The following is a 21,732-nucleotide window of genomic DNA, read 5'->3' on the forward strand; positions in this document are numbered from 1 at the left end:
GCTGCCTCAGGCCACGGGCCGCAGACGGGCGGCTCCCGCGCCACGGGCGTCCAGATCCGCGGCACGGTCCGCGACGAACCGCAGGATCAGCACGAGTGAGGCCATCCGCCGCCGCCCTCGGGTGGCGAGTGCCGTGGCCGGGACGGTCGCCTTCCTCGCGGCGGTGTACCTGGGCACGATCCTCTTCGCACCGGACACCGGGGCGGCCGACACACCGGATCCTGGGTCCACCCCGACGGCCGGGCTCGAGTCGCCCGCGCCGGCCGACCCGGCGGTGGCTCCCGCCGAGGACGGCGACGGCGAGGACGACTGAGCCCGCAGCTCACCAGCGCGGGTGGACCTCCGCGCGGATCCGGCGGTCGTACAGGTCACGCGCGGCGTCCAGGGTGCTCTGCGGAAGGGGCGCGAGCGCGGCCGCCGCCGCGTTGGTCCGGGCCTGTTCCACGGACCGGGCGCCGGGGATGACGCTCGTGACACCGGGCTGCTGGATGATCCAGCGCAGTGCGGTCTGTGCCGGGGTGGCGCCTTCGGGAGCCAGCCCGGCGAACTCCGCGGCGGCCGCCACGCCGGTGGCGTAGTCGATACCGGAGAACGTCTCTCCCTGGTCGAACGCCTCACCGTTGCGGTTGTACGAGCGGTGGTCCTCGGGCGCGAAGACCGTGTCGGCGGTGTACCTGCCGGACAGCAGCCCGGAGGCGAGCGGGACGCGTGCGACGATGCCGACCCCGGCCTCGACGGCCGCCGGGAGAACCTCGTCGAGGGGCTTCAGGCGGAACGGGTTGAGGATGATCTGGACGCTTGCGACTCCGGGCCTGGCGATGGCCGTGAGCGCCTCGGCGCACGTCTCCACGCTGACCGCGTACGCGGCGATCCGCCGCTCGGCGACGAGCGTGTCGAGTGCGTCGTACACCGCGTCCGAGGAGTACACGGCCGTGGGCGGGCAGTGCAGCTGGACGAGATCGAGGGTGTCGACGCCGAGGTTGGCGCGCGAGCGGTCGTTCCAGGTGCGGAAGTTGTCCAGGACGTAGTTCTCCGGAAGCTGTTCGGCGCGCCGCCCCATCTTGGTGGCGACGAAGACCCCGGCGTCCGGCCGGTCCTTCAGATAGCGGCCGATGAGCTGTTCGCTGCGGCCGTCGCCGTACACGTCGGCGGTGTCGAAGAAGGTGACCCCCGACTCGACGGCGGCGTCGAGAACCCCGAAGGCATCGGTTTCCCGCACCTCGCCCCAGTCCCCGCCCAGCTGCCAGGTGCCCTGTCCTACGACCGATACGTCACGGCCGGTCCTGCCGAGTGTGCGCTGCTCCATGCGGATCATGCTACGTCGGCGCGCGGGGGCCGGCGGCGGTCACCGCCGACCCCCGCGCCCGGGCTCAGTCGCTCGTGGTCACGCGGACGTAGTCGACGACGAGTTGCTGCGGGAAGGCGGTGCTTCCGTCCGGGTCGCCGGGCCAGTAGCCGCCGACGGCAAGGTTGAGGATGAGGAAGAACGGCTTGTCGAAGACCCAGGCGTTGCCGTTGAGGTCCGCGGGGGTCCTTTGCTGGTAGACGGTGCCGTCGACCGACCAGGTGATGGAGTCGGGGGCCCAGTCCACGGCGAAGGTGTGGAAGTCGTCGGCGAAGGCGGCCCCGCCGGGCAGGGTGTAGCCGGCGCCGATGCCGCCCGATCCCGAGTAGCCGGGTCCGTGCAGGGTTCCGTGGACGGTGCCGGGTTCGAATCCGACGTTCTCCATGATGTCGATCTCACCGCTGTTGGGCCAGCCGACGTTGCCGATGTCGGCACCGAGCATCCAGAAGGCCGGCCAGATGCCCTGGCCGCGCGGGATCTTCATCCTGCTCTCGACGTGACCGTAGGTCGCGGTGAACTTGCCGGAGGTGTTGAGGCGGGACGAGGTGTACTCGCAGGTGCCGTACCAGCACTGGTAGTTGTCGGGGTTCTCCTTGCGCGCGGTGATGACGAGGTTGCCCTGGCCGTCGAGGGCGGCGTTGTCGTTGCCCGCGGTGTAGTACTGCCGTTCGTGGTTGTCGACGTTGTCGCCGGTCTCGGTCAGCCACTTGCCGCCGTCGACGGCGGAGCCCGCGGCCCCGTCGAAGTTGTCCTCGAAGGCCACGGCCGCGGCCGTCCGGGAGGTGGTGGAGGACGCAGCCGTGTGGGGGTCGGGTGCGGCCGAGGCTCCGGCGGGGAGTGCGGTCATGACCACGGAGCAGCAGAGCAGGGAGAGCGCGGCGTAGAGCGTCGTGCGTCGCCTCCTGGAGGAGCGGCGCACGGTCCGGTGGGGGGAGAGCACGGTCATCACTTCATTTCGGGGTGGGGGGATGAGAGTCATGCGCATGACAGATGCACGTCGAGAGGTGAACGCTTGGCGCACCTGCCCCACGCGCATCTTTCAACACTTGATTTAAGGCAGTGGTCCTAGGCCCGTCAAGGATTTGGTCCGGACCGGGCCGGATGGAAGCCCTGGCGGCGGGGAACGGACAACTCGGAGGCGCTCGCGCCGGCCGGAACCAGGAGGGCGAGGGCAAGGCCGAAGGCGCCGCCTGCCTGGGAGCGCCGGACGGGATCCGGGTCCGGGAGCCGGTGACCACCCGGTGGCACCGTTCGGACGCGGCACTCGAGCGGCACACCGGCTGACCTGCCTCTTCTTCGCGCGGGCCGACCGCACGGCCGCCGTCGTGCGGCGCGCGGTCCACAGCGGCACAGTGGAGAGGTGGACGGTGCGGAGCCGGCTCGGCCCCGGCCGGGCGGGCGCGGACCGCCCGACCGCATCCCGGCGGAAGGATCAGGCGTGGACAGCGAGAGCACACGGCGTTTCGTGGTGCAGATCCACGACGCCCGGCGTATGCACTTCGACTTCCGTCTCGAAGTCGACGGCGTCCTGAAGTCCTGGGCCGTGCCCCGCGGGCCCTCGGACAATCCGAGCGACAAGAGGCTGGCCGTGCCGACGGACGACCATCCCCTGGAGTACCGCGAGTTCGAGGGGGTCATCCCGCAGGACGAGCAGGGCAGCGGGACCGTGATCGTCTGGGACCAGGGCACCTACCGCCCGACCAGCCACGACCTCGAGGGATCCCCGGTGCCGTTCGCCGAGTCCCTGGAGCACGGGCACGCCACCTTCTGGCTCGACGGCGCCAAGCTGCACGGCGAGTTCGCGCTCACCCGGTTCCGCATCGACGACGGGGACGGAGCCCCGGGGCCGGAGGCCTGGCTGCTGATCAAGGCCAACGACCGGCAGGCCGTCCACGACAGGCCGGGCACCCCCGATCCGTACCACGCCCGCTCGGCCCGCACCGGCCGCACCCTCCACCAGGTCGCGGTGGCGGAGGAGGGACCGGGCTGAGCCCCCATGCCGAGGGCGTTCGCCCGGACCCGGTGAGCCTGTCGAGGACGCCCGTGTAGCGGTCGCGCCTGTCCGGGCGGGCGTGGCCGACGGCGCGGCGCAGCGCGGGAACCGCTGCTCCGCCCATCCGCAGCAGCCCCTCGGCGGCCTCCGCGCGCACCGGCTGCTGCGGGTGGTCGAGCAGGGCGACCAGCGCGGGTACGGCGGGCTCCCAAGCCGCATGGCTGAGCGTCCTGATCGCCATGCGCCGGATGTCCGGCTGCGGGTCGTCCAGCAGGGCGGCCGTATGGAGCAGGTGGGAAGACCGGTCCAGCATGGTGCGCGAGACCCGGTGGGCGTGCAGTCGGACCTTCGGCCGGGGGTGGGTCAGCAGTTCGCCGATGACCTGCCGCAGGGCGGGGTCCCGGTCCGGCGCCCGGCCGACGTGCTCCTCCGCGAGGCGGACGAGAGCCCGCCGTATCTGCTCGAGGCCTCCCGTGCGGGCCAGCCGCAGCAGTTCCGCGCGCCCCGGCCGGTGGACGGCGACGGCGGGAGCCGTAGGGGCCGGGAGGGATGCCTTCCCCCCGTCCAGGAGCAGTGCTTCAGCGAGGTCGCCGCGCCCCTCGGCACGCAGCCGCTCCCGGATCCGCACCAGCTCCGGGGAGCCCAGCAGCCGCTGTCCCGCCAGCAGGTCCAGGAAGCCCCAGGCCCCCGCCTCCAGCCGGGCGCGCAGGTGGTCGGCGAGCACATCGGCGGGCGCCGAGCGCAGGGCGCGACCGGCTTCCGCACGGAGCTCCGCGGTGCCGTTCTCCCACCAGCCGAGCAGCAGGGGGATCAACGGCACGAGGTCCCAGCTCCCGAGCTCCCGGGCGAGCCGCACCACCCTGGCGGGCAGGATCCCGTCGGCGTCCAGATCCGTGGGATCGACGGTGACCAGCGTGCGGGCCGGACGGCCCCCCGACGGCAGGGGCACGCGTCCTCGCAGGTACGCGTCGAGGACGGCCCGTGCGGCCTCCGGTTCCGGCCAGTCCTGGAGCTTCCGGGCCGCGGCGGACCGGCGGGCAGGATCGGGCGAGTCCAGCATCTCCAGCAGTCGCGCGCGCCGCATGACGGACCGCGTCCGGTCGGGCTCGTGTACGACTTCCGAAGCCGGGCCGGTGGTCTCGGCCAGCGTCCACGGCGGTACACCGAGGGGCTGGAGATCCGTCATCCAGTCGAGCAGAAGGGCGCGCACCCCGTCGTCGCCGGCGTCGGGCCAGGCGGCCATGAGGGCGGCAAGGCGCTGCCTGGAGTCCGGTGCGCAGGGGTCGCCGCTCCGCCGGAACTCCTCCACGGCGCGCCGCGTGCGCAGGGCGGTGCGCAGCGCCGACCGCCATGCCGCCGCCTCGCCGTCGGGCGCGGGCGGGACCGGCGGGCCGAACATCTCACGCAGTACGGCGGATTCGGCGTCCCGGTCGTCGGCATCGAGGCGGGCCCCCGCGAGCGCCCGGTCCAGATCGCCTCGGACCGGCACGACTGCGCAGGCCCGGAGCAGCCGCAGCGCCGCGAGATGCGGCGGGGGCGACATGGCGCGCACGGCTTCGGCGATCGCCATGCGTCCGGTCCCCGGCAACCGGGGGGCCACGGCTTCGAGCGCGCAGAGGAGTCCGGGCCGGTTCCGCGCCTCGCCCGCGAGCGCCTCCGTCAGCACCTGGGCGGAGGCCGCGAGGTGCTCCAGTTCGCCGGCCGACCACTGCGGGCCGCGCAGTCGCAGGACGATGCCGAGCACCCGGTCCCGGGTGGCGTCCGGCACGGAGCCGGCCAGGCACAGCCAGTCCGGGAACATGGGGCTCAGGTCCTCCAGGCGCCCGCTCCGCGGACCCTCGGGGCTCTCGGCGAGGCGCAGGGCGATCCGGGCACTCCAGCCGTGCCCGGCGAGCGCGGCGGCGAGGAGGTCCGCCTCGTCGGCCGGGGCAGGGTGGGCGGACGGGGTGACACCGTGCCCTGCCCTCAGGTCGGCGAGTTCGCCGACGCTGCCCGCGCCGAGCCTGATCCGGCCGTCCGCGACCAGCGCGAGCAGCTCCGGCACCAGCGGGGAGCCCTGGTCGGCCAGGGCGCGGACCGTACGGGTGGAGAGCACGCCGTAAAGGCCTCGCAGCAACAGCGTGCGCTCGCGGGGAACCTGGCAGTGTGCGGCCGCGGCGAGGAGCGTGGCGGTGCAGGCCTCACCGAGTACCGCCCGCAGCGCGTCGACGATCCCGGACCGCAGTCCCGGATTTTCGTGGCGGCCGAGGGCGCGGAGCAGTCCGGGCACGGCTGCCGGCGTCCCGGCACGCAGCAGAACCGCCGCGGCCGTCTTCCTGATGTTCATGGTGGGGTGGTCGAGGAGAGCGGTGATCGCCGGGCAGGCCCAGTGGGCCTCCGCACGGCCGAGGGCCAGCAGCGCCTGCCGTACGGTCAGGATGTCGTCGGAGCGGGTCAGGGCGATCAGCGTGGCCGAGAGCACCTGCGCGTCCTCGCCCGAAGCGCCCGTGGCCAGCAGCGCGATCACCTGCTTGCGTACGTGCGGATCACGGTGGCGCAGCAGACGGTGCACACGGGGACGAGTCTGTGCGGACGGCGCGCGCCGCAGGGCCTCGAGCAGGACGGACTGCTGACGGGGCGGCAGGCCCGGCCGGTCCAGCAGGTCCAGTACGAGCCCGGCCACCAGCGCGTCGCCCGCCCGCCGGGCGTCCCCGGCACCGAGCAGGCAGGACGGACGGAGCCTGCGCCGCTCGTACAGCCGGCCCCCCAGCGCACGTACGGCGTCCACGATCTCCTCGGGGACGACGGGCTCCTCGGCACGGCCCGGTTCCGGGTGCGGCCTCGTCTCCACCACCTCCCACGACGCCGCCAGTTCGCTCACGACCCGCAGCAGCAGGGTGGCGACGGCAGGCAGGACGGCCGCGCTGCCGTGGGACGCGAGCGCGCACAGTGCCGCGACCGGGTCGGCGTGCACGGGTGCGGCGGCAAGCAGGGCCAGTTCCCGCTCGTCCGGCGCTCCGAGGTCGGCGGTGACGGCCGGAGGCGGCGCGGTGGGATCGACTCGGGCCAGGATGCGGCGCCTGAGCCCGGGATCGGTGTTCAGCCGCCACAGGAGTTCGAGTGCCCGGTGGCGTACCGGGCGGAGGAAGGGGGCGATCCCGCTGCCGTCGGCCTCCCGGCCGAGCGCCTCGGCCAGCACGGTGACGGTCCGGTGGCCGCCGATGGCTTCGAGCGTGTCGAGAGCCGCCGCAGGGGCCCGGGGCAGCAGGGCGAGCACGGCCTCCTCGGCACCCTCGTGACGGAGTTCGCGCAGCGCGTCCAGGAATGGGCCGGGCAGGCGCGCGGAGGGGAGCAGGCGGGTGACGGCCTCCCCGACCGGCAGGTCTCCGGTGCCCTGGCCGGCGAGGGCGACGAGGAGGGCGAGCCTGCGCGGCGTGCCCAGGTCGTCGGCCGGGACGTCGGCGAGCAGGTCGAGCACCGTCCGGCGGGAGGTGTAGAGGATCGTGGCGACCGTGCGGAGGTCGACCGAGTGGTCCGCCAGTGCCAGGTCGACGAGGGCCGGTGCCTGCGCGGCCTCAGGGAAGTGACCGCGCCGGTGGAGTCCGTGCAGACACGTCACCAGAGGTCCGGCGAGCAGCAACGGGTCCTGGGAGGCGATGTCCAGGAGTGCGCCGATGTCGCCGCGCTCCGCGAGGTCGCCGAGGAGCTCCAGGGCCAGGCGCCGCAGCGCCGGGGGTACGGCGGGGTCGGCCGCGGTCCGTGACAGCAGCGTTCCGTGTCCGTGGCGGGCCGCGGCGGTCAGCGCGGGGCCCCCCGACGTGACGGCACGGACAGGGTCCAGGTACGGGGCGAAGCGGGACTCCGGCAGCGGGGCCGACGCCGCCCAGGGCTCGGCCAGTTCCTCCAGGGCGGCTGCCGTGACGCCGGTGGTGTCCGGGGCCTCACCGAGCAGCCCGGCGAGGTGGGCGCGGGCGAGGTCGGGAGCGAGCAGGGCGGCATGCAGGCCCTCCCGGACCAGCCGGACGGCCTCCGTACACAGGAAGGGGTCACGGGTTGCCAGGAGTTCGGCCACGAGTTGGTCCGGGCGGTGGGCGCTCCCGGCGTCGATGCTGCGTACTGCCTGGCGGAGGAGTTCGCCGGACGGCTCGTCCCGGAACGCCGCGGGGTGGGTGAGGAGTTCGGCGCGGAGCCAGGCGATCCGCACCTGCTGCGGCAGCCGGACCGTGCGCCACGCGGACAGCCGCCTGCGCGGGAGGTGGATGCCCAGCCGCTGATGGATCCCGGCCAGGAGGAGCGACTCGTCCGGCGCCTCCGGCACGGCCCGCGGCAGCAGGCCCGCCAGTTCGGCCGCCTCACCGGGCGACAGCGGGGGCTCCTTCGCCCGCTCGGCGAGCAGCGCCAGTCCCCGGTACCTCGTACGCGGGTCCGCGTGCCCGATGAGCGCCCCGAGTTCGCGGAGCGGTGGGACGACGTCCGCTGCCGTGCCGGTGGACCGCTGCTTCGGACGCGCGTCGGCGGGGGTGGTGGTCACCGTCGGATGTTAGGGGCGTACGGCGCGGCTCGGCCAGCGAATACCGGGGCCTCGCAGGACCGGCGGGGCAGCCGGGCCTGGCGGGCGGTCCCTGCTCCGGGCGCGCGCCGGTCAGGGGCTCTTGGTGGAGGCGAGGTGCGCGAAGGCCACCACGTTGTCCTCGTAGTCCTTCTTCTTCTTGTCGTAGACACCACCACAGGTGATCAGCCGGAGCTGGGCCGTGCCGTTGTCCGCGTACACCCGCTCGCTCGGGAAGTCCGCCTTGCTGAACGTCTCGACGGAGTCGATCTTGAAGGTGGCGACGGCGCCGTCCTCACGGGTGATGTCCACCGTGTTCCCGGCCTTCAACGTGCTCAGCAGCAGGAACACGGCGGGGCCCGTCCTGGTGTCGACGTGCCCGGCCACGACCGAGGTGCCGCGCTCCCCGGGGGTGGCGCCGTTCTTGAACCAGCCCACCAGATTCTCGTCGTCCGCGGGCGGGGCGTCGAGCTGTCCGGAGGAGCCGATCGAGAGCGGGGTGAAGGGGGCGTCGACCGCGATCGACTTGATGGAGATCCGCTCGGGGTAGGACGGTGGCAGCTCGCGCGGACCGGAGGACTCGGAGGCGGAGGGGGCCGGCGAGGCCGGTGCCGCGGGGAGCGAGACCACCGCGGGGGCCGGCGGGACTCCCGCCGACGCGTCGAAGGAGTTGTAGACGAGGAGGAAGCCCAGTCCCACCGCCACGACGGGCCACAGCAGGGAACGGCCGAGGGCAGGGGAGGCGGAATCTGGTTCGGACGGCTGCGGGGCGGCCATGCGCATGCTGCCTTTCGCGTACGGGAGGGACGGGCGGCTGGTGCGGGGGAAAATCGGCGCGGCCACCGCCCTGGGAAGGGGCGGCGGCCACGACAGGATTCATTCAGCGGTGCGGGGCGCCTGTCAGACGGCCGCGGTGCCCGAGGCGTTGCGGCGGCGCAGCTTGTACGCGACGGCACCGAGGCCACCGAGCATCAGCACCGAACCGGCGGCCAGGCCGCTGCCGGAGAGCGCCATCGCTCCGCCGCCGGTGTGCACGCCGCCCTCGGGCTTCTCGTGCTTCCAGGTCTTCTCGCCGTCCTTGTCGCCGTAGCCGGACTCCTTGTCCTCGTCCTTGCTGCCGGAGCCGGACTCCTTGTCCTTCTCCCAGTCGTCCGCCGACACGCCGGCCAGCGCACCGCCACCGGTGTGCATGCCGCCCTCCGGCTTCTCGTGCTTCCACGAGTCCGGCTTCTCACGGTCGTCGTTGCTGCCGGAGCCGGACTCCTTGTCCTTCTCCCAGTCGTCCGCCGACACGCCGGCCAGCGCACCGCCACCGGTGTGCATGCCGCCCTCCGGCTTCTCGTGCTTCCACGAGTCCGGCTTCTCACGGTCGTCGTTGCTGCCGGAGCCGGACTCCTTGTCCTTCTCCCAGTCGTCCGCCGACACGCCGGCCAGCGCACCGCCACCGGTGTGCATGCCGCCCTCGGGCTTGTCGTGCTTCCACGAGTCCGGCTTCTCGCGGTCGTCGTTGCTGCTGGCGGAGGAGCCGCTGTCCTTCTCCCAGCCGTCCGCCGAGGTCACGGCGTATGCGGCGGGGACGGAGACCGCGAGGACCGCCGTGACGGCGGCCGATGCGAACAGGGTGCGGGCAGAGCGCATGGATACACAGTCCTTTCGCCACTCCCGCGCTGACCGGCTGGTTGTCGGCTCATCGGATCACGGGTGCGACGTGATCCACCGTCAGCCGAAATCCCGGGGCCCACCACTCGGGGAGGCCGCATTCGAGGGACTCGGTGGGCCCAACGTGTGACAGGGAGCCAGATGTCACCCGTTGGACGGCACGCCACGCCGGAGGGAGGTTTGGGCGGCGACGACCATCGGTGTAAGGGGGCGGGCGGTGAACAACGTGTCCGTGGAACTGCGCGGCACCCGGCTGACGGCCGAGGTGTCCGGCGACCGGCTGCGGGACCCGGTGGCCGTACAGTCCCGTGCTCTGCCGGCCGCATCCGTGCGCGAGGTCGCGGTGGGGGCTGCCGCGCGGGGCTCGGGCGCCGCGGCGGACAACATGGGCGCCGCGGCCCTGTACCGGCCGGTGACGAAGCGGATCGCGACCGCCGAACCTGGACGTCTCCTGCCCGGTCACAGCGACGAGCTCGACGGCGCCACGGTCCCGGGCACGGAGGCCGGCTCCCCCTGGCAGTGGGTCCGCGGACCGGCGACGGGCGTCACCATGCCCCAGGGAGCGCTCTCCCGGCCGACACAGGATGCCGAGCTGCATCTCGGCGACAACACGGCCCCGGTGCTGCTTCGGGACGCGCCGGCGGGTGACTACACGGTCGAGGACGAAGCTCCGGTTCGCCCCCGACCGGGCTGCTCGGCAGGCCGGTCTCGTGCGGTACGAGAACGACGACCGCTGGTTCAAGCTCGTCCACTCCGTCCTTCCGCTCACCAACGGCGACGGTGCGGTGCTCGATGTCGGCGAGTTCGGCAAGGAGGGCGAGCGCCCCACGGCCACCCCGCCGACCGCCGTGGCCAACGCGCCGATGTTCGGGGGACCGACGGCCGACACGATGCGGCTGCGGCTGGCCCCCACCTCGACACCGCGCACGGGGAGCACGAGGTACGCGCGTCCACCAGCCGTGACGGTGTCCACTGGTCGGCCGGGAGCGTCTGGACACTTCCGGTCCGGGGTGAGCTGAGGATCGGTCTCGTCTCCCACAACCGGTCCGGCACGACGGCCGGCTCCGACTACGTACGGACGTACGCCACGCCCTGAACCCGGCCGCCACTTCCTGAATCCATGGCCCGCCAGGTCTCACGCTCCGTCACCGAGGAGTTCACACAGAGGGGGTCCCCATCGGGACGCGGTCATCAGTTCTTGTCGCCAACAGGCCCTGCTACATCTGCTGTTGCACATCTCTTGACGCGTTCGTAACAAGGGTGGAGTATCTCGCACAGCCGGAGAGAGCGCTCTCCGGCTGTGCGCGTCGTGTACCCGCCCCACGACTCAGGAGACCCCCGATGTACGCACCCCCGAACCTCCACAGACCACTTCTCGCCCTCACCGGAAGACGCAGCGGTGTGCTGGCCGTCATCGCCGGACTGGTCCTGTCGCTCCTCGCGTTCGTGCCCCAACCCTCCGCGAGCGCGGCGCCCACGCTGCTCTCTCAGGGGAAGACCGTCACCGCCTCCAGCCAGGAGAACGGCGGCACCCCCGCCACCGCCGCGGTGGACGGCAACACCGGCACCCGCTGGGCCAGCGCCTTCTCCGACCCCCAGTGGATCAAGGTCGACCTGGGCGCCGCCGCCTCGATGAGCCAGATCGTCCTGCGCTGGGAGGCCGCCTACTCCACCGGCTACCGGATCGAGTTCTCCTCCGACAACAGCAACTGGAGCACCGCCTACTCGACCACCACCGGTGCCGGCGGCACGGAGACCCTCAACGTCTCGGGCACCGCGCGCTACGTCCGGCTGACCGGCACCGCCCGCGCCACCGGATACGGCCACTCCCTCTGGGAGTTCCAGGTGTTCGGCACCACCGGCGGGGGCGACCCGCAGATCCCCGGCGGCGGCGACCTCGGCCCCAACGTCCTGGTCTTCGACCCCTCGACGCCCAACATCCAGGGCAAGGTCGACGACATCTTCAAGCAGCAGGAGTCCGCGCAGTTCGGCACGGGCCGCTACGCGCTGATGTTCAAGCCGGGCACGTACAACAGCATCAACGCCCAGATCGGCTTCTACACCTCCATCGCCGGCCTCGGTCTCAAGCCGGACGACACCACCTTCAACGGTGATGTCACCGTCGACGCGGGCTGGTTCGACGGCAACGCCACCCAGAACTTCTGGCGCTCGGCCGAGAACCTGGCCCTCAACCCGGTCAGCGGCACCAACCGCTGGGCCGTCTCCCAGGCCGCCCCCTTCCGCCGCATGCACGTCAAGGGCGGACTCAACCTCGCGCCGAACGGCTACGGCTGGGCGAGCGGCGGCTACATCGCCGACAGCAAGATCGACGGCCAGGTCGGGCCCTACTCCCAGCAGCAGTGGTACACCCGCGACAGCACCATCGGCAGCTGGGGCAACGGCGTCTGGAACATGACGTTCTCCGGCGTCGAGGGCGCCCCCGCCCAGAGCTTCCCCGAGCCGCCGTACACCACCCTGGACACCACCCCGGTCTCCCGCGAGAAGCCCTTCCTCTACCTCGACGGCAACGACTACAAGGTCTTCGTCCCGGCCAAGCGCGCCAACGCGCGCGGTGTCTCGTGGAACGGCACCCCGCAGGGTGAGTCCATCCCGCTGAGCCAGTTCTACGTGGTCAAGCCCGGCGCGACCGCGCAGACCATCAACGCGGCCGTCCGCCAGGGCCTGCACCTGCTCTTCACGCCGGGCATCTACCACGTCAACGAGCCCATCGAGATCAACCGCGCGAACACCGTCGCCCTGGGCCTCGGACTCGCCACGATCATCCCGGACAACGGCGTGACCGCGATCAAGGTCGGCGACGTCGACGGCGTCAAGCTCGCCGGACTCCTCGTCGACGCGGGGACGCAGAACTCCTCGGTCCTCGTCCAGGTCGGCCCCGCGGGCGCCTCGGCCGACCACGCGGCGAACCCGACCAGCCTCCACGACGTGTTCGTCCGGGTCGGCGGCGCCGGGGCCGGCAAGGCGACCACCGGCATGGTGGTCAACAGCGACGACACCATCATCGACCACACCTGGCTGTGGCGCGCCGACCACGGCGACGGAGTCGGCTGGGAGACCAACCGCTCCGACTACGGACTCCGGGTCAACGGTGACGACGTCCTGGCCACCGGCCTGTTCGTCGAACACTTCAACAAGTACGACGTCCAGTGGTACGGCGAGAACGGGAAGACGATCTTCTTCCAGAACGAGAAGGCGTACGACGCCCCCGACCAGGCCGCCATCCAGAACGGCGACACCAAGGGGTACGCCGCCTACAAGGTCGGCGACTCCGTCACCACCCACGAGGGCTGGGGCATGGGCAGCTACTGCTACTTCAACGTCGACCCGACCATCCGCCAGCAGCACGGCTTCCAGGCCCCGGTGAAGCCCGGCGTGAAGTTCCACGACCTGCTCGTGGTCTCGCTCGGCGGCCAGGGCCAGTACGAACACGTCATCAACAACACCGGATCACCCACCTCCGGTACGTCGACCGTCCCGTCCCAGGTGGTGTCCTTTCCCTGAGACGGGGTGAGATGAGCGGAGCCGGCTCATCGGACGGCGCGGGGCCCGGCAGTCACTGCCGGGCCCCGCGTCGTGCGCTCCCGCGCCCCTCCGGCACGCGCCCTGCCGTCACACGGCGAAGAGCGACTCCAGGTAGGTCCGCACCTCCGGGCCGTCCGCCGGGGCGGCGCGCATGCCGACGTATCCGTCGGGTCGCACGAGGATCGCCTCGCCGCCCCGCGCACCGTACGCACGGCGGAACTCGCCGAGGCTGTCGTGCACGGTCGGCAGCCGTGGTGCCGGGTCAGGCAGGCGCGGGGCGAGGACCACACAGGTGTTCAGCAGACCGTGTGCGGCGCGGGCGGCAGCCGTCGCGACCTCGTCGAAGGACGTCGGCCGGTTCTCGGCGTCGGCGTAGAGCAGCAGGGTGTGCTCCCGCTCACGCAGGAGGGTGAACAGCCGGACGGGGAAGGCGCCCAGGGCGTGCAGGAGTCCGCCGCAGTCGGGTGCGCGGTCGCCCGGTGCCGGTCCCTCGGGTGCGGATCCACCGGGCGCCACGACCGGGCTGCCCCGGTAGCCCATCAGGAGCTGGGCCTCGCGGAGCATCAGCGTCTCCGGATCGTCCGGATCGCCCTGGATCCCGCTCCTCACGTGGCGCAGTGTCCGCGCGACCACTTCCTCGCCGATCGGGCGGCGTTCGGCGTCGTAACTCTCCAGCAGCCCGGCACGCGCGTGACCGTGCACCGCGGCGGCGAGCTTCCACGCCAGGTTGAACGCGTCCTGGACCCCGGTGTTCATCCCCTGCGCGCCGGTCGGCGGGTGGATGTGCGCGGCGTCGCCGGCCACGAAGACCCGTCCCCGGCCGTACCGGCCGACGATGCGGTGGCTGATGCGGAAGACGGAGGACCAGCGCAGCGACGAAGCGGTCGTGGAGCGGGGGGAGAGCCGGTCGAGCACGGCCTGGATGTGCCCGATCCCGGGCACCGGCCCCTGGTCGCCACTCAGCCCGTGCGCCACCCCGTCGCCGTCCCCGGGCGGGGTGCGCGAGAGCTCGGGCGGTGTGGCCATGGACATCCGGTAGCGCTTCACCCCGGGCAGCGGGATGCACACCAGGATGTCGTCCGTCTGCCCGTCGGCGACGCGCGAGGCCCGGAGCGCGTATCCGTCCGGCAGGTCCCAGTCGACCTCGACGTCTCCCAGCATGTACTCCTCGGGAAGCGCGGCGCCCTCGAAGGACAGTCCGAGCCCTTTGCGTACGGCGCTGTGCGCGCCGTCGCAGCCGACGAGGTAGCGGGCCGTCAGTTCCTCGGTGCCGCTCCCGGGGAGGGAGAGGATCGCTCTCACCTCGTCGGCGTCCTGCTCGAAGGAGAGGAGTTCGGTGCCGCGTTCGACCTGGCCTCCCCGCCGGATCAGGAGGTCCTCGAGGAGGCGTTCGGTCTCGTACTGCGGGAGGGCGGCGAAGCCGTAGGGCACCTCGGGCGGGAGCCGGAGGTCGATCCGCGGTCCTTCCTCGCCGTTGACGTAGAGGAGCTGCCCCTTCAGGGGGACCGCCGTCTCCAGCGCCTCGCGGACCATCCCCATCCGGTCCCAGATCTCCAGCGTCCTCGGCTGGACGCCCACCGCCCGTGCGTAGGGGAGGCGGGCGGGCAGCCGGTCGACGACCCTGCACGACACACCTCGCCGGGCCAGCTCGGACGCTGCTGTCAGACCCACGGGGCCCGCCCCCGCGACGAGCACATCGACATCGACCATGGGTGCCTCCCAGGCGCGGTGCATTCACTTCAATGCACCACACCAGGGGCGAAATGTCCATTTCGATGCTCGATGCTCCGTGGCCCGGTGCGGGGAGGGGCCCTCCCCGCACCGGCCGCAGTCGTCAGCCCACGGTGCAGGCCTCACCGCCCAGCGTGAAGGCGTCCGGCTCGGCGGCGGTGCCCGTCGACGTGCCGGTGAAACCGAAGCCCGCCGAGGAGCCGGGAGCCACCTTTCCGTTCCAGCCGGCGTTCGTCACGGTCACCTTCGCCCCGGACTGCTGGTGGGAGGCGTTCCACATCTGGGTGATCTTCTGGCCCCCGGGGAACGACCAGCCCAGCTGCCAGCCGTCGTAGGCGGTGGTGCCGGTGTTGGTGACCGTCAGGTCCGCCTGGAACCCGCCGGACCACTGGTTGGTGACCTTGTACGTCACGGAGCAGGCGGACCCACCCGGTTCGGGGTCCGGGTCGGTTCCCCCTCCTCCGGTGTCCGAGGTCTCGCCGACCTGGATGCCGCGTCCGTTGGTGGAGACGTAGACGCGCCCGTACACCCTCGGGTCACCGGTGATGGCCGCCCCGGTCCAGGCCCACTGGTGGGCGTCGTCGTTGATCCTCGTCCACGTCGCCCCCTTGTCGGTGGACCGGAAGATGCCGCGCACCCCGCCGATCTTCGCGCTGACGAACACCGTCCGGTACGAGGCACCGGGGGCCGCCTTGCCGAAGCCCACGCTGTCGGCCTGTTCGACGCCGGTGAACTTGGTGAACGTGGCGCCGGAGTCGGTGGATCGCCACAGACCGTAGGAGCCCGTCGCCGCGCCTCCGGCGAACCAGATGTCGCCCTCCGTGCCGGGCAGCGCCTTGAAGCGGACGTTGCCCTCGGCGGGCAGGCCGGTCGCCTTGGCGGCGAAGGTGGCGCCACCGTCGGTCGACACGTAGAAGGTTCCGGCCTTGAAGCCGTAGAACTTCTTCGGATTCACCCGGTCCGACTCGACCGTCGCACCGGCCGGGATGCCGGTGGCCGCGGTCCAGGTGTTGCCGTAGCCGGTGGTGCGGTGGACCCCGGCCCCCTCCGGGCTCCAGACGAAACCGCCGGCGTCGGCCGCAGCAGCGACCGTGCCCCCGCCGGTGACGCCGGAAGGCTCCGACGCCTGGAACCAGTTGGCCCCGTTGTCGGTGGAGAAGCCGATGTGCGGAGCGGCGTCCGCGTTGCCCACCCGGACGACCGTACCGGGAGAGGTCTCCGCGAAGTCCAGGCTGGTGGTCGAGTCGAGGTTGGGCGAGGTGAACATCATCGCGGGCACGGCATCGAGGTCCGTGTGCCGGAAGCCTCCGATGTCACCGAGCGCACTGAGCAGCGGGGCGCCGGAGGGAGGGCTCGCCAGGTCGTTGACGGCCGTCTCCTCCAGCCCCTTCACCATGGGTGTGATCGTGAACCGGCCTCCGGAGTCCCAGGACGTGAGGTCCTCCGTGCCGTAGACCGTCGCACCGGTGCCGTACATCATCCGGTTCGAGTCGAACGGGTCGATCTCCAGGGCCTCCGTCATCCACCCCAGTTTCGGGGAGGTCTCGGGCGGCGAGGGGTTGGCCCCCCAGCTGAGCCAGGGCACGGAGGAGACGTCCAGGGTGTAGCGGTCGGAGCGATCGGGGTAACTGGAGTAGTCCCAGGCCTTGGTCCAGGTGGCGCCGCTGTCGGTGGAGCGGAAGATCTGGGTGTCGGGCCACCAGGAGCTGTAGGCGGTGGCCATCAGGGTTCCCGGCTTCTGCCGGTCGACGGAGAGGCCGCTGAAGCCGTGGTAGACATCGGCCTCCGCGACCGGGCTGACGTCCGTCCACGCGCCGGACTCCGTGTCGTACCGCCAGATCTGGCCCTTGGCACCGTCGTACGGGCCGCCCGTGTCGCTCGTGGTCAGGTAGAGATGGCCGGTCGAGGAGTCGAGCACCCCCTTGTGCGCGAGGTACCCGGTCGGCTGGCCGGCGATCCTGGACCAGGTGCTGCCCCCGTCCGTGGAGCGGTAGACGGTGTTCTGCTTGTCGGCGACCCCGACGTAGATGTCCTGGGTGGCTCTGCCCGCGCTGCCGGAACGCTCGTCGAAGGTCACCCACACGATGCCCTGGTTGTCGTTGCCGTATCCGCTGGTGTCGCTGGGGTCCGCCACGTAGGTGCCCGGATCGGGGAAGGCGGTGACCTGCGACCAGGTGACGCCCGAGTCGGTGGACCGCCACAGGCCCTTGCCGCTGGGGGCGCCGAGGTACAGCACGGAGTTCTTGTTCGGGTCGACGGCGAGCCGCTCACCCATCCCCCGTCCCGGCATGTTGCCGCCGAGCTTGAAGGGCAGCGTGGCCGCCTTCCAGGAGGCGCCCCGGTCCGAGGAGCGCAGGACCGCCCCGTTCGTCGGGTCCCAGCTGTTGGTGTACGTGCCGACGGCGGCGTAGACGTTGTCCGGCTCGGCCGTGTCGGAGGCGAGGCTCACCACCCCGGACCAGCCCCAGCGGTCCCAGTCCACCCAGTCCATCAGCGGGGTCCACCGCTTGCCCGCCTGGTCCCAGCGGTAGGCGCCGCCGATGTCGGTGCGCGCGTAGGCGAGGTTCTTCTCGGACCGGTTGAAGACGATGCCCGGGACGAAGCCGCCGCCGTCGATCCGGGCGTTCTTCCACGTGTACGTGTCCGCCGCGATGGACACATCCGATGCTTCGGCATCGGCGGGCCGGTCGTCCGGGCGGGCGACCGCCGGAGATCCGGTGGCCGATAGCCCGACGGTGAGGGCAAGTGCCGCCAGTAGGGCGGCGATCGGTCTGGCGCTCAAGCGCACGGAAACGTCCTCTCCGAGCTGGACCGCCGACAGCGGCGGTACGGGACTGACACAGAGATGGGAGCGCTCCCATAAGGCATCCCGATGGTAGCGCCGCGCACCACCCGAGAGAAGGGTGGTGCAGTCGTTTCATCGGATGAATATGGGCGCCCACTCCCACACCCCGCCCGCACGCACGCCTGACCCGCCCACGCCCGCCGCACCGGTCGGCACACCTTCTCCACACATCGGGAGTTCAGGTGTCACTACGGGCACGTAATCCCGGAAGACGCTCCATGAAAGCGCCTTCCATCCGCAGGCAGCACACATGAAAAAAGAGAGTCGCGCTCACCTTTTACCATGGCGTGAATACCGATACCTTCCGACCTTTCCTGGTCGGTCCGCACCATCACCGATGGAATTTCGGAACACCCCGGGATCGGGGAAACCTGCACACGGCGTGCGCACACCGGTCACTCGGACCGGCACGAAACGCCTGGTCGGGATGGATCCTTGAGTCGATTGGGGCGGGAGTGCCCCACTTGGGGGACATGACGGTGCGACGACGCGGAATTCATCCGGTGAAGCTCGTGAAGAATCTGCCGCCACGGAATGAACGCTTCTCCACGTAAGCCGATCGCAGCGGACCGATAACCACAGATCCGCCGCAGTTCGATTGGCTGTACGAGGCGGAGGCGTGCTTTGATCCTGGCCCATACGGAGGCCGCAGCACGGGTTTCCGTATATAAGCAATTTCCATACGAAGGGCAGCGCTCATCATGAACTACACCCCCCAGGTCGAGACCGCCGAGATCTCCGACAGCGACCTCGACAACGTCTCGGGCGGCCTCGTGGGCGGCGTGCTCGGCAACGTCACGGGCACCGTCGAGGGCATCGTCCCGGTCGCCGGCGTCGTCGGCTCGGTCACCGGTCTCGTCGAGGGCGCCACCGGCGTGAACACGGGCGCGGTCACCGGCCTGGCCACCGGCCTGACCGCCGGTCTCTGAGAGACACGGCAGTACCCCGCCGAGCCCCGGAACCCATCGGTTCCGGGGCTCGGTGCCGACCGCTGACAGGTGAGGGAAGAGTTCCGTGCAGTTCCGCCAACAGGCCCTTTCCAAGCTGCAGTCGCCCGAACAGCTCGACCTTCCGGTGCGCTTCGCCCGCCCGCAGGGTCTGCTCGTCCTCTGCGTCACCGTCGCCGTGATGGCCGCCGCCTGCTTCTGGGCCGTGACGGGCTCGGTCGCGAGCACGCTCGACGCGTCCGGCATCCTCACGCACACGCGCGGCAGTTACATCCTGCAGAGCCCGGTCGCCGGCCAGATCACCGAGGTGCTCGCCGACGAGGGCGAGACGCTGCCCCGGAACTCCCCCCTGCTCAAGGTCCGTACGGAGAACGGCGAACGCGTCGTCCGCACGATCGACGCGGGACGGCTCACCTCGGTGACGGCCACGATCGGCGCGGTGGTGACGACCGGCGCGGACGTGGCGAGCGTCGAGCGGATCGACGGCGACGACGACCCCCTGGTCGTCCTGCTGTACGTCTCGGGCAGCGGTGCGGCATCGGTCCCGGTCGGCGCCTCCGTGGACCTCACCGTCCAGTCCGTGCCCGCCCAGCAGTACGGGGTGCTCCGCGGCAAGGTGGCCGCGGTCGGCAGGGCCGCGCAGACGCAGCAGCAGATCACCCGGTTCCTCGGCGACGCCCAGCTCGGCGAGCAGTTCTCCCGGCACGGACGGCCGTTGGCGGTCCTGGTGCGGATCGAGCGCTCGGACTCGACGAAGTCCGGATACCGGTGGTCCTCGGCCGATGGCCCTCCGTACGCGATCGGCTCGATGACCCTGGCCACCGGCTCCGTCCGTCTCGCCGACCAGCGCCCGATCGATTGGCTGCTCCCGTGACCGCACCTCACCCCTCCCCCACCGCCCAGCAGCTTCCCCCGCCCGGCCGCGGCAGGCACCGTCCGGAAGGCACGCCGGGCTCCCGGCTGCGGGCCCCCGCCCCGAAGCCCGCACGGACGAAGTCCGTGCACACGCCCACCGTCCTCCAGATGGAGGCCCTGGAGTGCGGTGCGGCCTCGCTGGCCATGGTGCTCGGCCACCACGGCCGCCATGTGCCGCTGGAGGAACTGCGCATCGCCTGCGGCGTCTCACGTGACGGCTCACGCGCCAGCAACGTGCTCAAGGCCGCACGCAGTTACGGTCTGACGGCCAAGGGCATGCAGATGGAGCCCGCCGCCCTCGCGGACGTCCAGGCGCCGGCGATCCTGTTCTGGGAGTTCAACCACTACGTCGTCTACGACGGCACGGGACGCCGGCTGGGCCGCCGCGGCGTGCACATCAACGACCCCGACAAGGGGCGCCGGTTCGTCCCCACCGAGGACTTCGACACCAGTTTCACGGGGGTCGTCCTCGTCCTCGAACCCGGTGAGGACTTCCGGCGCGGCGGCCGGAAGCCCGGCGTCATGGCCGCGCTGCCGGCCCGGCTGCGCGGGACCACGGGCACGATGCTGGTCGCCCTGCTCGCCAGCCTCCTGCTGGTGGCCGTCGGGGCGACGCTCCCGGCGCTGAGCCGCACCTACATCGACATGTTCATGATTGGTGAACAGACCTCGCTGCTGGGCGTGCTGTTCGCCGCGATGGGCACCATGGTCGCCCTCACCGTCGTGCTGACCTGGCTGCAGCAGGCGAATCTGCTGCGGGGGCGCATCATCTCGTCCACGCTCGGCAGTGCCCGCTTCTTCCGGCACCTGCTCCGGCTGCCGGTCACCTTCTTCTCGCAGCGCAGCCCCGCCGACCTCGTCCAGCGCCTGCAGTCGAACGACGCGGTGGCCGAGACACTCGCCCGGGATCTCACGGCGGCGGGTGTCGACGGCATCGTGGTCCTCCTCTACGCGTTCCTGCTGTGGACCTACGATCCGCAGCTGACCGTCATCGGTGTGGGGATCGCCTTGCTCAACGTGGTCGCGATGCGCATCGTCGTACGGATGCGGGCCACCGGCACGCAGAAGCTGCGGGCGGACAGCGCACGGCTGACGAACACCTCGTACACCGGACTCCAGCTGATCGAGACGATGAAGGCCACCGGCGGGGAGAACGGCTACTTCCGCCGGTGGGCGGGGCAGCACGCGACGACGCTGGAGGAGCAGCAGCGCCTCGGGGTGCCGAGCGCCTGGCTGGGCATCGTCGCTCCCGCCCTCGCGACGCTCAACAGCGCCCTGATCCTGTGGATCGGCGGGCTGCGGGCCGTCGAGGGACACCTCTCGATCGGTCTGCTCGTCGCCTTCCAGGCGCTGGTGACCCGCTTCACCGCGCCGGTCACCCGGCTCAACGGCGTGGCGGGCCGGGTCCAGGACTTCGCCGCCGACGTGGCCCGCCTCAAGGACGTCGAGAACTTCCCGGTCGACGCGCTGTACTCCCGCCCCGAGCCGGCCGCGAGCACCCGTCGGCTCAAGGGCCATGTGACGCTGGAGGACATCACCTTCGGCTACAGCCCCCTCGACAAGCCGCTGCTCACCGGATTCGACCTCTCGGTGGGACCGGGGCAGCAGGTGGCGCTCGTCGGCGGTTCCGGCAGCGGCAAGTCGACGGTCTCCCGGCTCATCTCCGGGCTCTACAGCCCGTGGCAGGGAACGATCCGGATCGACGGGCAGCGTCTGGAGGACATCCCCAGGGGCGCGCTGGCCGCGTCCGTGTCCTTCGTCGACCAGGACGTCTTCCTCTTCGAGGGGACGGTCCGGGACAACGTGGCGCTGTGGGACCCCTCGGTCCCCGACGAGGCCGTGACCGAGGCGCTGCGGGACGCCGCCCTGTACGACGTGGTCGCCCGCCGTCCCCGCGGCATCCACGGCCGGGTGGAGCAGGACGGCAGGAACTTCTCCGGCGGGCAGCGTCAGCGCCTGGAGATCGCCCGGGCCCTCGTGCGCCGCCCCAGCATCCTGGTCCTCGACGAGGTCACCAGCGCGCTGGACGCCGAGACGGAGCGGATCATCATCGACAACCTGCGACGGCGCGGCTGCGCCTGCGTGGTGATCGCGCACCGGCTGAGCACGGTCCGCGACAGCGACGAGATCGTGGTCCTGGACCACGGGACGGTCGTGGAGCGCGGCCGGCACGAGAACCTGGTGGCCGCCGGGGGCCCCTACGCCGATCTGGTCAGGGAGCACTGA

General features: G+C 71.8%; 13 protein-coding genes and 2 pseudogenes. 8 read left to right on the top strand and 7 right to left on the bottom strand.

Annotated features, from left to right (window positions below):
- Positions 1-313 (top strand): annotated as a pseudogene (locus B9S57_RS12785) (serine/threonine protein kinase); the annotation flags it as partial.
- Positions 314-322: 9 nt separating this feature from the next.
- Here the strand turns inward: B9S57_RS12785 and B9S57_RS12790 are convergent.
- On the bottom strand, positions 323-1,315 hold the full coding sequence (locus tag B9S57_RS12790) for an aldo/keto reductase (RefSeq protein ID WP_103515684.1): 993 nt from the start codon (positions 1,313-1,315) through the stop codon (positions 323-325).
- Between the two features lie 55 nt (positions 1,316-1,370).
- A complete protein-coding gene (locus B9S57_RS12795) occupies positions 1,371-2,291 on the bottom strand; it encodes a family 16 glycosylhydrolase (protein WP_103515685.1) in 921 nt (306 codons plus the stop codon).
- A gap of 155 nt (positions 2,292-2,446) precedes the next feature.
- On the opposite strand from B9S57_RS12795, the gene B9S57_RS12800 reads away from it, so the two are divergent.
- Positions 2,447-2,629, top strand: coding sequence for a hypothetical protein (locus tag B9S57_RS12800; protein WP_103515686.1), 183 nt, complete (start codon positions 2,447-2,449; stop codon positions 2,627-2,629).
- A gap of 154 nt (positions 2,630-2,783) precedes the next feature.
- The gene (locus B9S57_RS34880; protein ID WP_258036373.1) at positions 2,784-3,335 is read left to right on the top strand and encodes a DNA polymerase ligase N-terminal domain-containing protein; all 552 of its coding nucleotides are present in this window, start codon (positions 2,784-2,786) and stop codon (positions 3,333-3,335) included.
- A gap of 76 nt (positions 3,336-3,411) precedes the next feature.
- Here B9S57_RS34880 and B9S57_RS36365 read toward each other — a convergent pair.
- From B9S57_RS36365 to B9S57_RS12820, 3 genes and pseudogenes are all read right to left on the bottom strand, one after another.
- Positions 3,412-7,848, bottom strand: a pseudogene (locus tag B9S57_RS36365) (HEAT repeat domain-containing protein); the annotation flags it as partial.
- A 111-nt stretch (positions 7,849-7,959) separates the two neighbouring features.
- Complete coding sequence (locus tag B9S57_RS12815) at positions 7,960-8,643, bottom strand: class F sortase (RefSeq protein ID WP_103515706.1); 684 nt, start codon at positions 8,641-8,643, stop codon at positions 7,960-7,962.
- A 123-nt stretch (positions 8,644-8,766) separates the two neighbouring features.
- Complete coding sequence (locus tag B9S57_RS12820) at positions 8,767-9,504, bottom strand: hypothetical protein (protein WP_103515688.1); 738 nt, start codon at positions 9,502-9,504, stop codon at positions 8,767-8,769.
- Positions 9,505-10,169: 665 nt separating this feature from the next.
- Between B9S57_RS12820 and B9S57_RS35390 the strand changes: the two genes are divergently transcribed.
- Both B9S57_RS35390 and B9S57_RS12830 read left to right on the top strand, forming a co-directional pair.
- On the top strand, positions 10,170-10,544 hold the full coding sequence (locus tag B9S57_RS35390) for a hypothetical protein (RefSeq protein ID WP_258036374.1): 375 nt from the start codon (positions 10,170-10,172) through the stop codon (positions 10,542-10,544).
- Between the two features lie 322 nt (positions 10,545-10,866).
- Positions 10,867-13,047, top strand: a complete 2,181-nt coding sequence (locus B9S57_RS12830) for a discoidin domain-containing protein (protein WP_103515689.1) — start codon at positions 10,867-10,869, stop codon at positions 13,045-13,047.
- Between the two features lie 108 nt (positions 13,048-13,155).
- On the opposite strand, the gene B9S57_RS12835 is transcribed toward B9S57_RS12830, so the two are convergent.
- Positions 13,156-14,778 (bottom strand): FAD-dependent monooxygenase, encoded by a 1,623-nt coding sequence (locus tag B9S57_RS12835; RefSeq protein ID WP_103515707.1) that lies wholly within the window; start codon positions 14,776-14,778, stop codon positions 13,156-13,158.
- A gap of 124 nt (positions 14,779-14,902) precedes the next feature.
- Complete coding sequence (locus tag B9S57_RS12840; RefSeq protein ID WP_365910274.1) at positions 14,903-17,587, bottom strand: cellulose binding domain-containing protein; 2,685 nt, start codon at positions 17,585-17,587, stop codon at positions 14,903-14,905.
- Positions 17,588-18,345: 758 nt separating this feature from the next.
- Here B9S57_RS12840 and B9S57_RS12845 point away from each other — a divergent pair.
- The 3 genes from B9S57_RS12845 to B9S57_RS12855 all read left to right on the top strand — a co-directional run bounded on the left by B9S57_RS12845 (position 18,346) and on the right by B9S57_RS12855 (position 21,732).
- Positions 18,346-18,573, top strand: coding sequence for a type A2 lantipeptide (locus tag B9S57_RS12845; RefSeq protein WP_103515690.1), 228 nt, complete (start codon positions 18,346-18,348; stop codon positions 18,571-18,573).
- An 85-nt stretch (positions 18,574-18,658) separates the two neighbouring features.
- Positions 18,659-19,465 (top strand): HlyD family efflux transporter periplasmic adaptor subunit, encoded by an 807-nt coding sequence (locus tag B9S57_RS12850; RefSeq protein WP_103515691.1) that lies wholly within the window; start codon positions 18,659-18,661, stop codon positions 19,463-19,465.
- Positions 19,462-21,732 carry an NHLP family bacteriocin export ABC transporter peptidase/permease/ATPase subunit gene (locus B9S57_RS12855; protein ID WP_103515692.1) on the top strand — a complete coding sequence of 757 codons (2,271 nt, stop codon included), beginning with the start codon at positions 19,462-19,464 and terminating at the stop codon, positions 21,730-21,732. The genes B9S57_RS12850 and B9S57_RS12855 overlap by 4 nt, the downstream gene beginning before the upstream one ends.

The organism is Streptomyces sp. SM10, from assembly GCF_002910915.1.
Classification (GTDB): Bacteria; Actinomycetota; Actinomycetes; order Streptomycetales; family Streptomycetaceae; genus Streptomyces.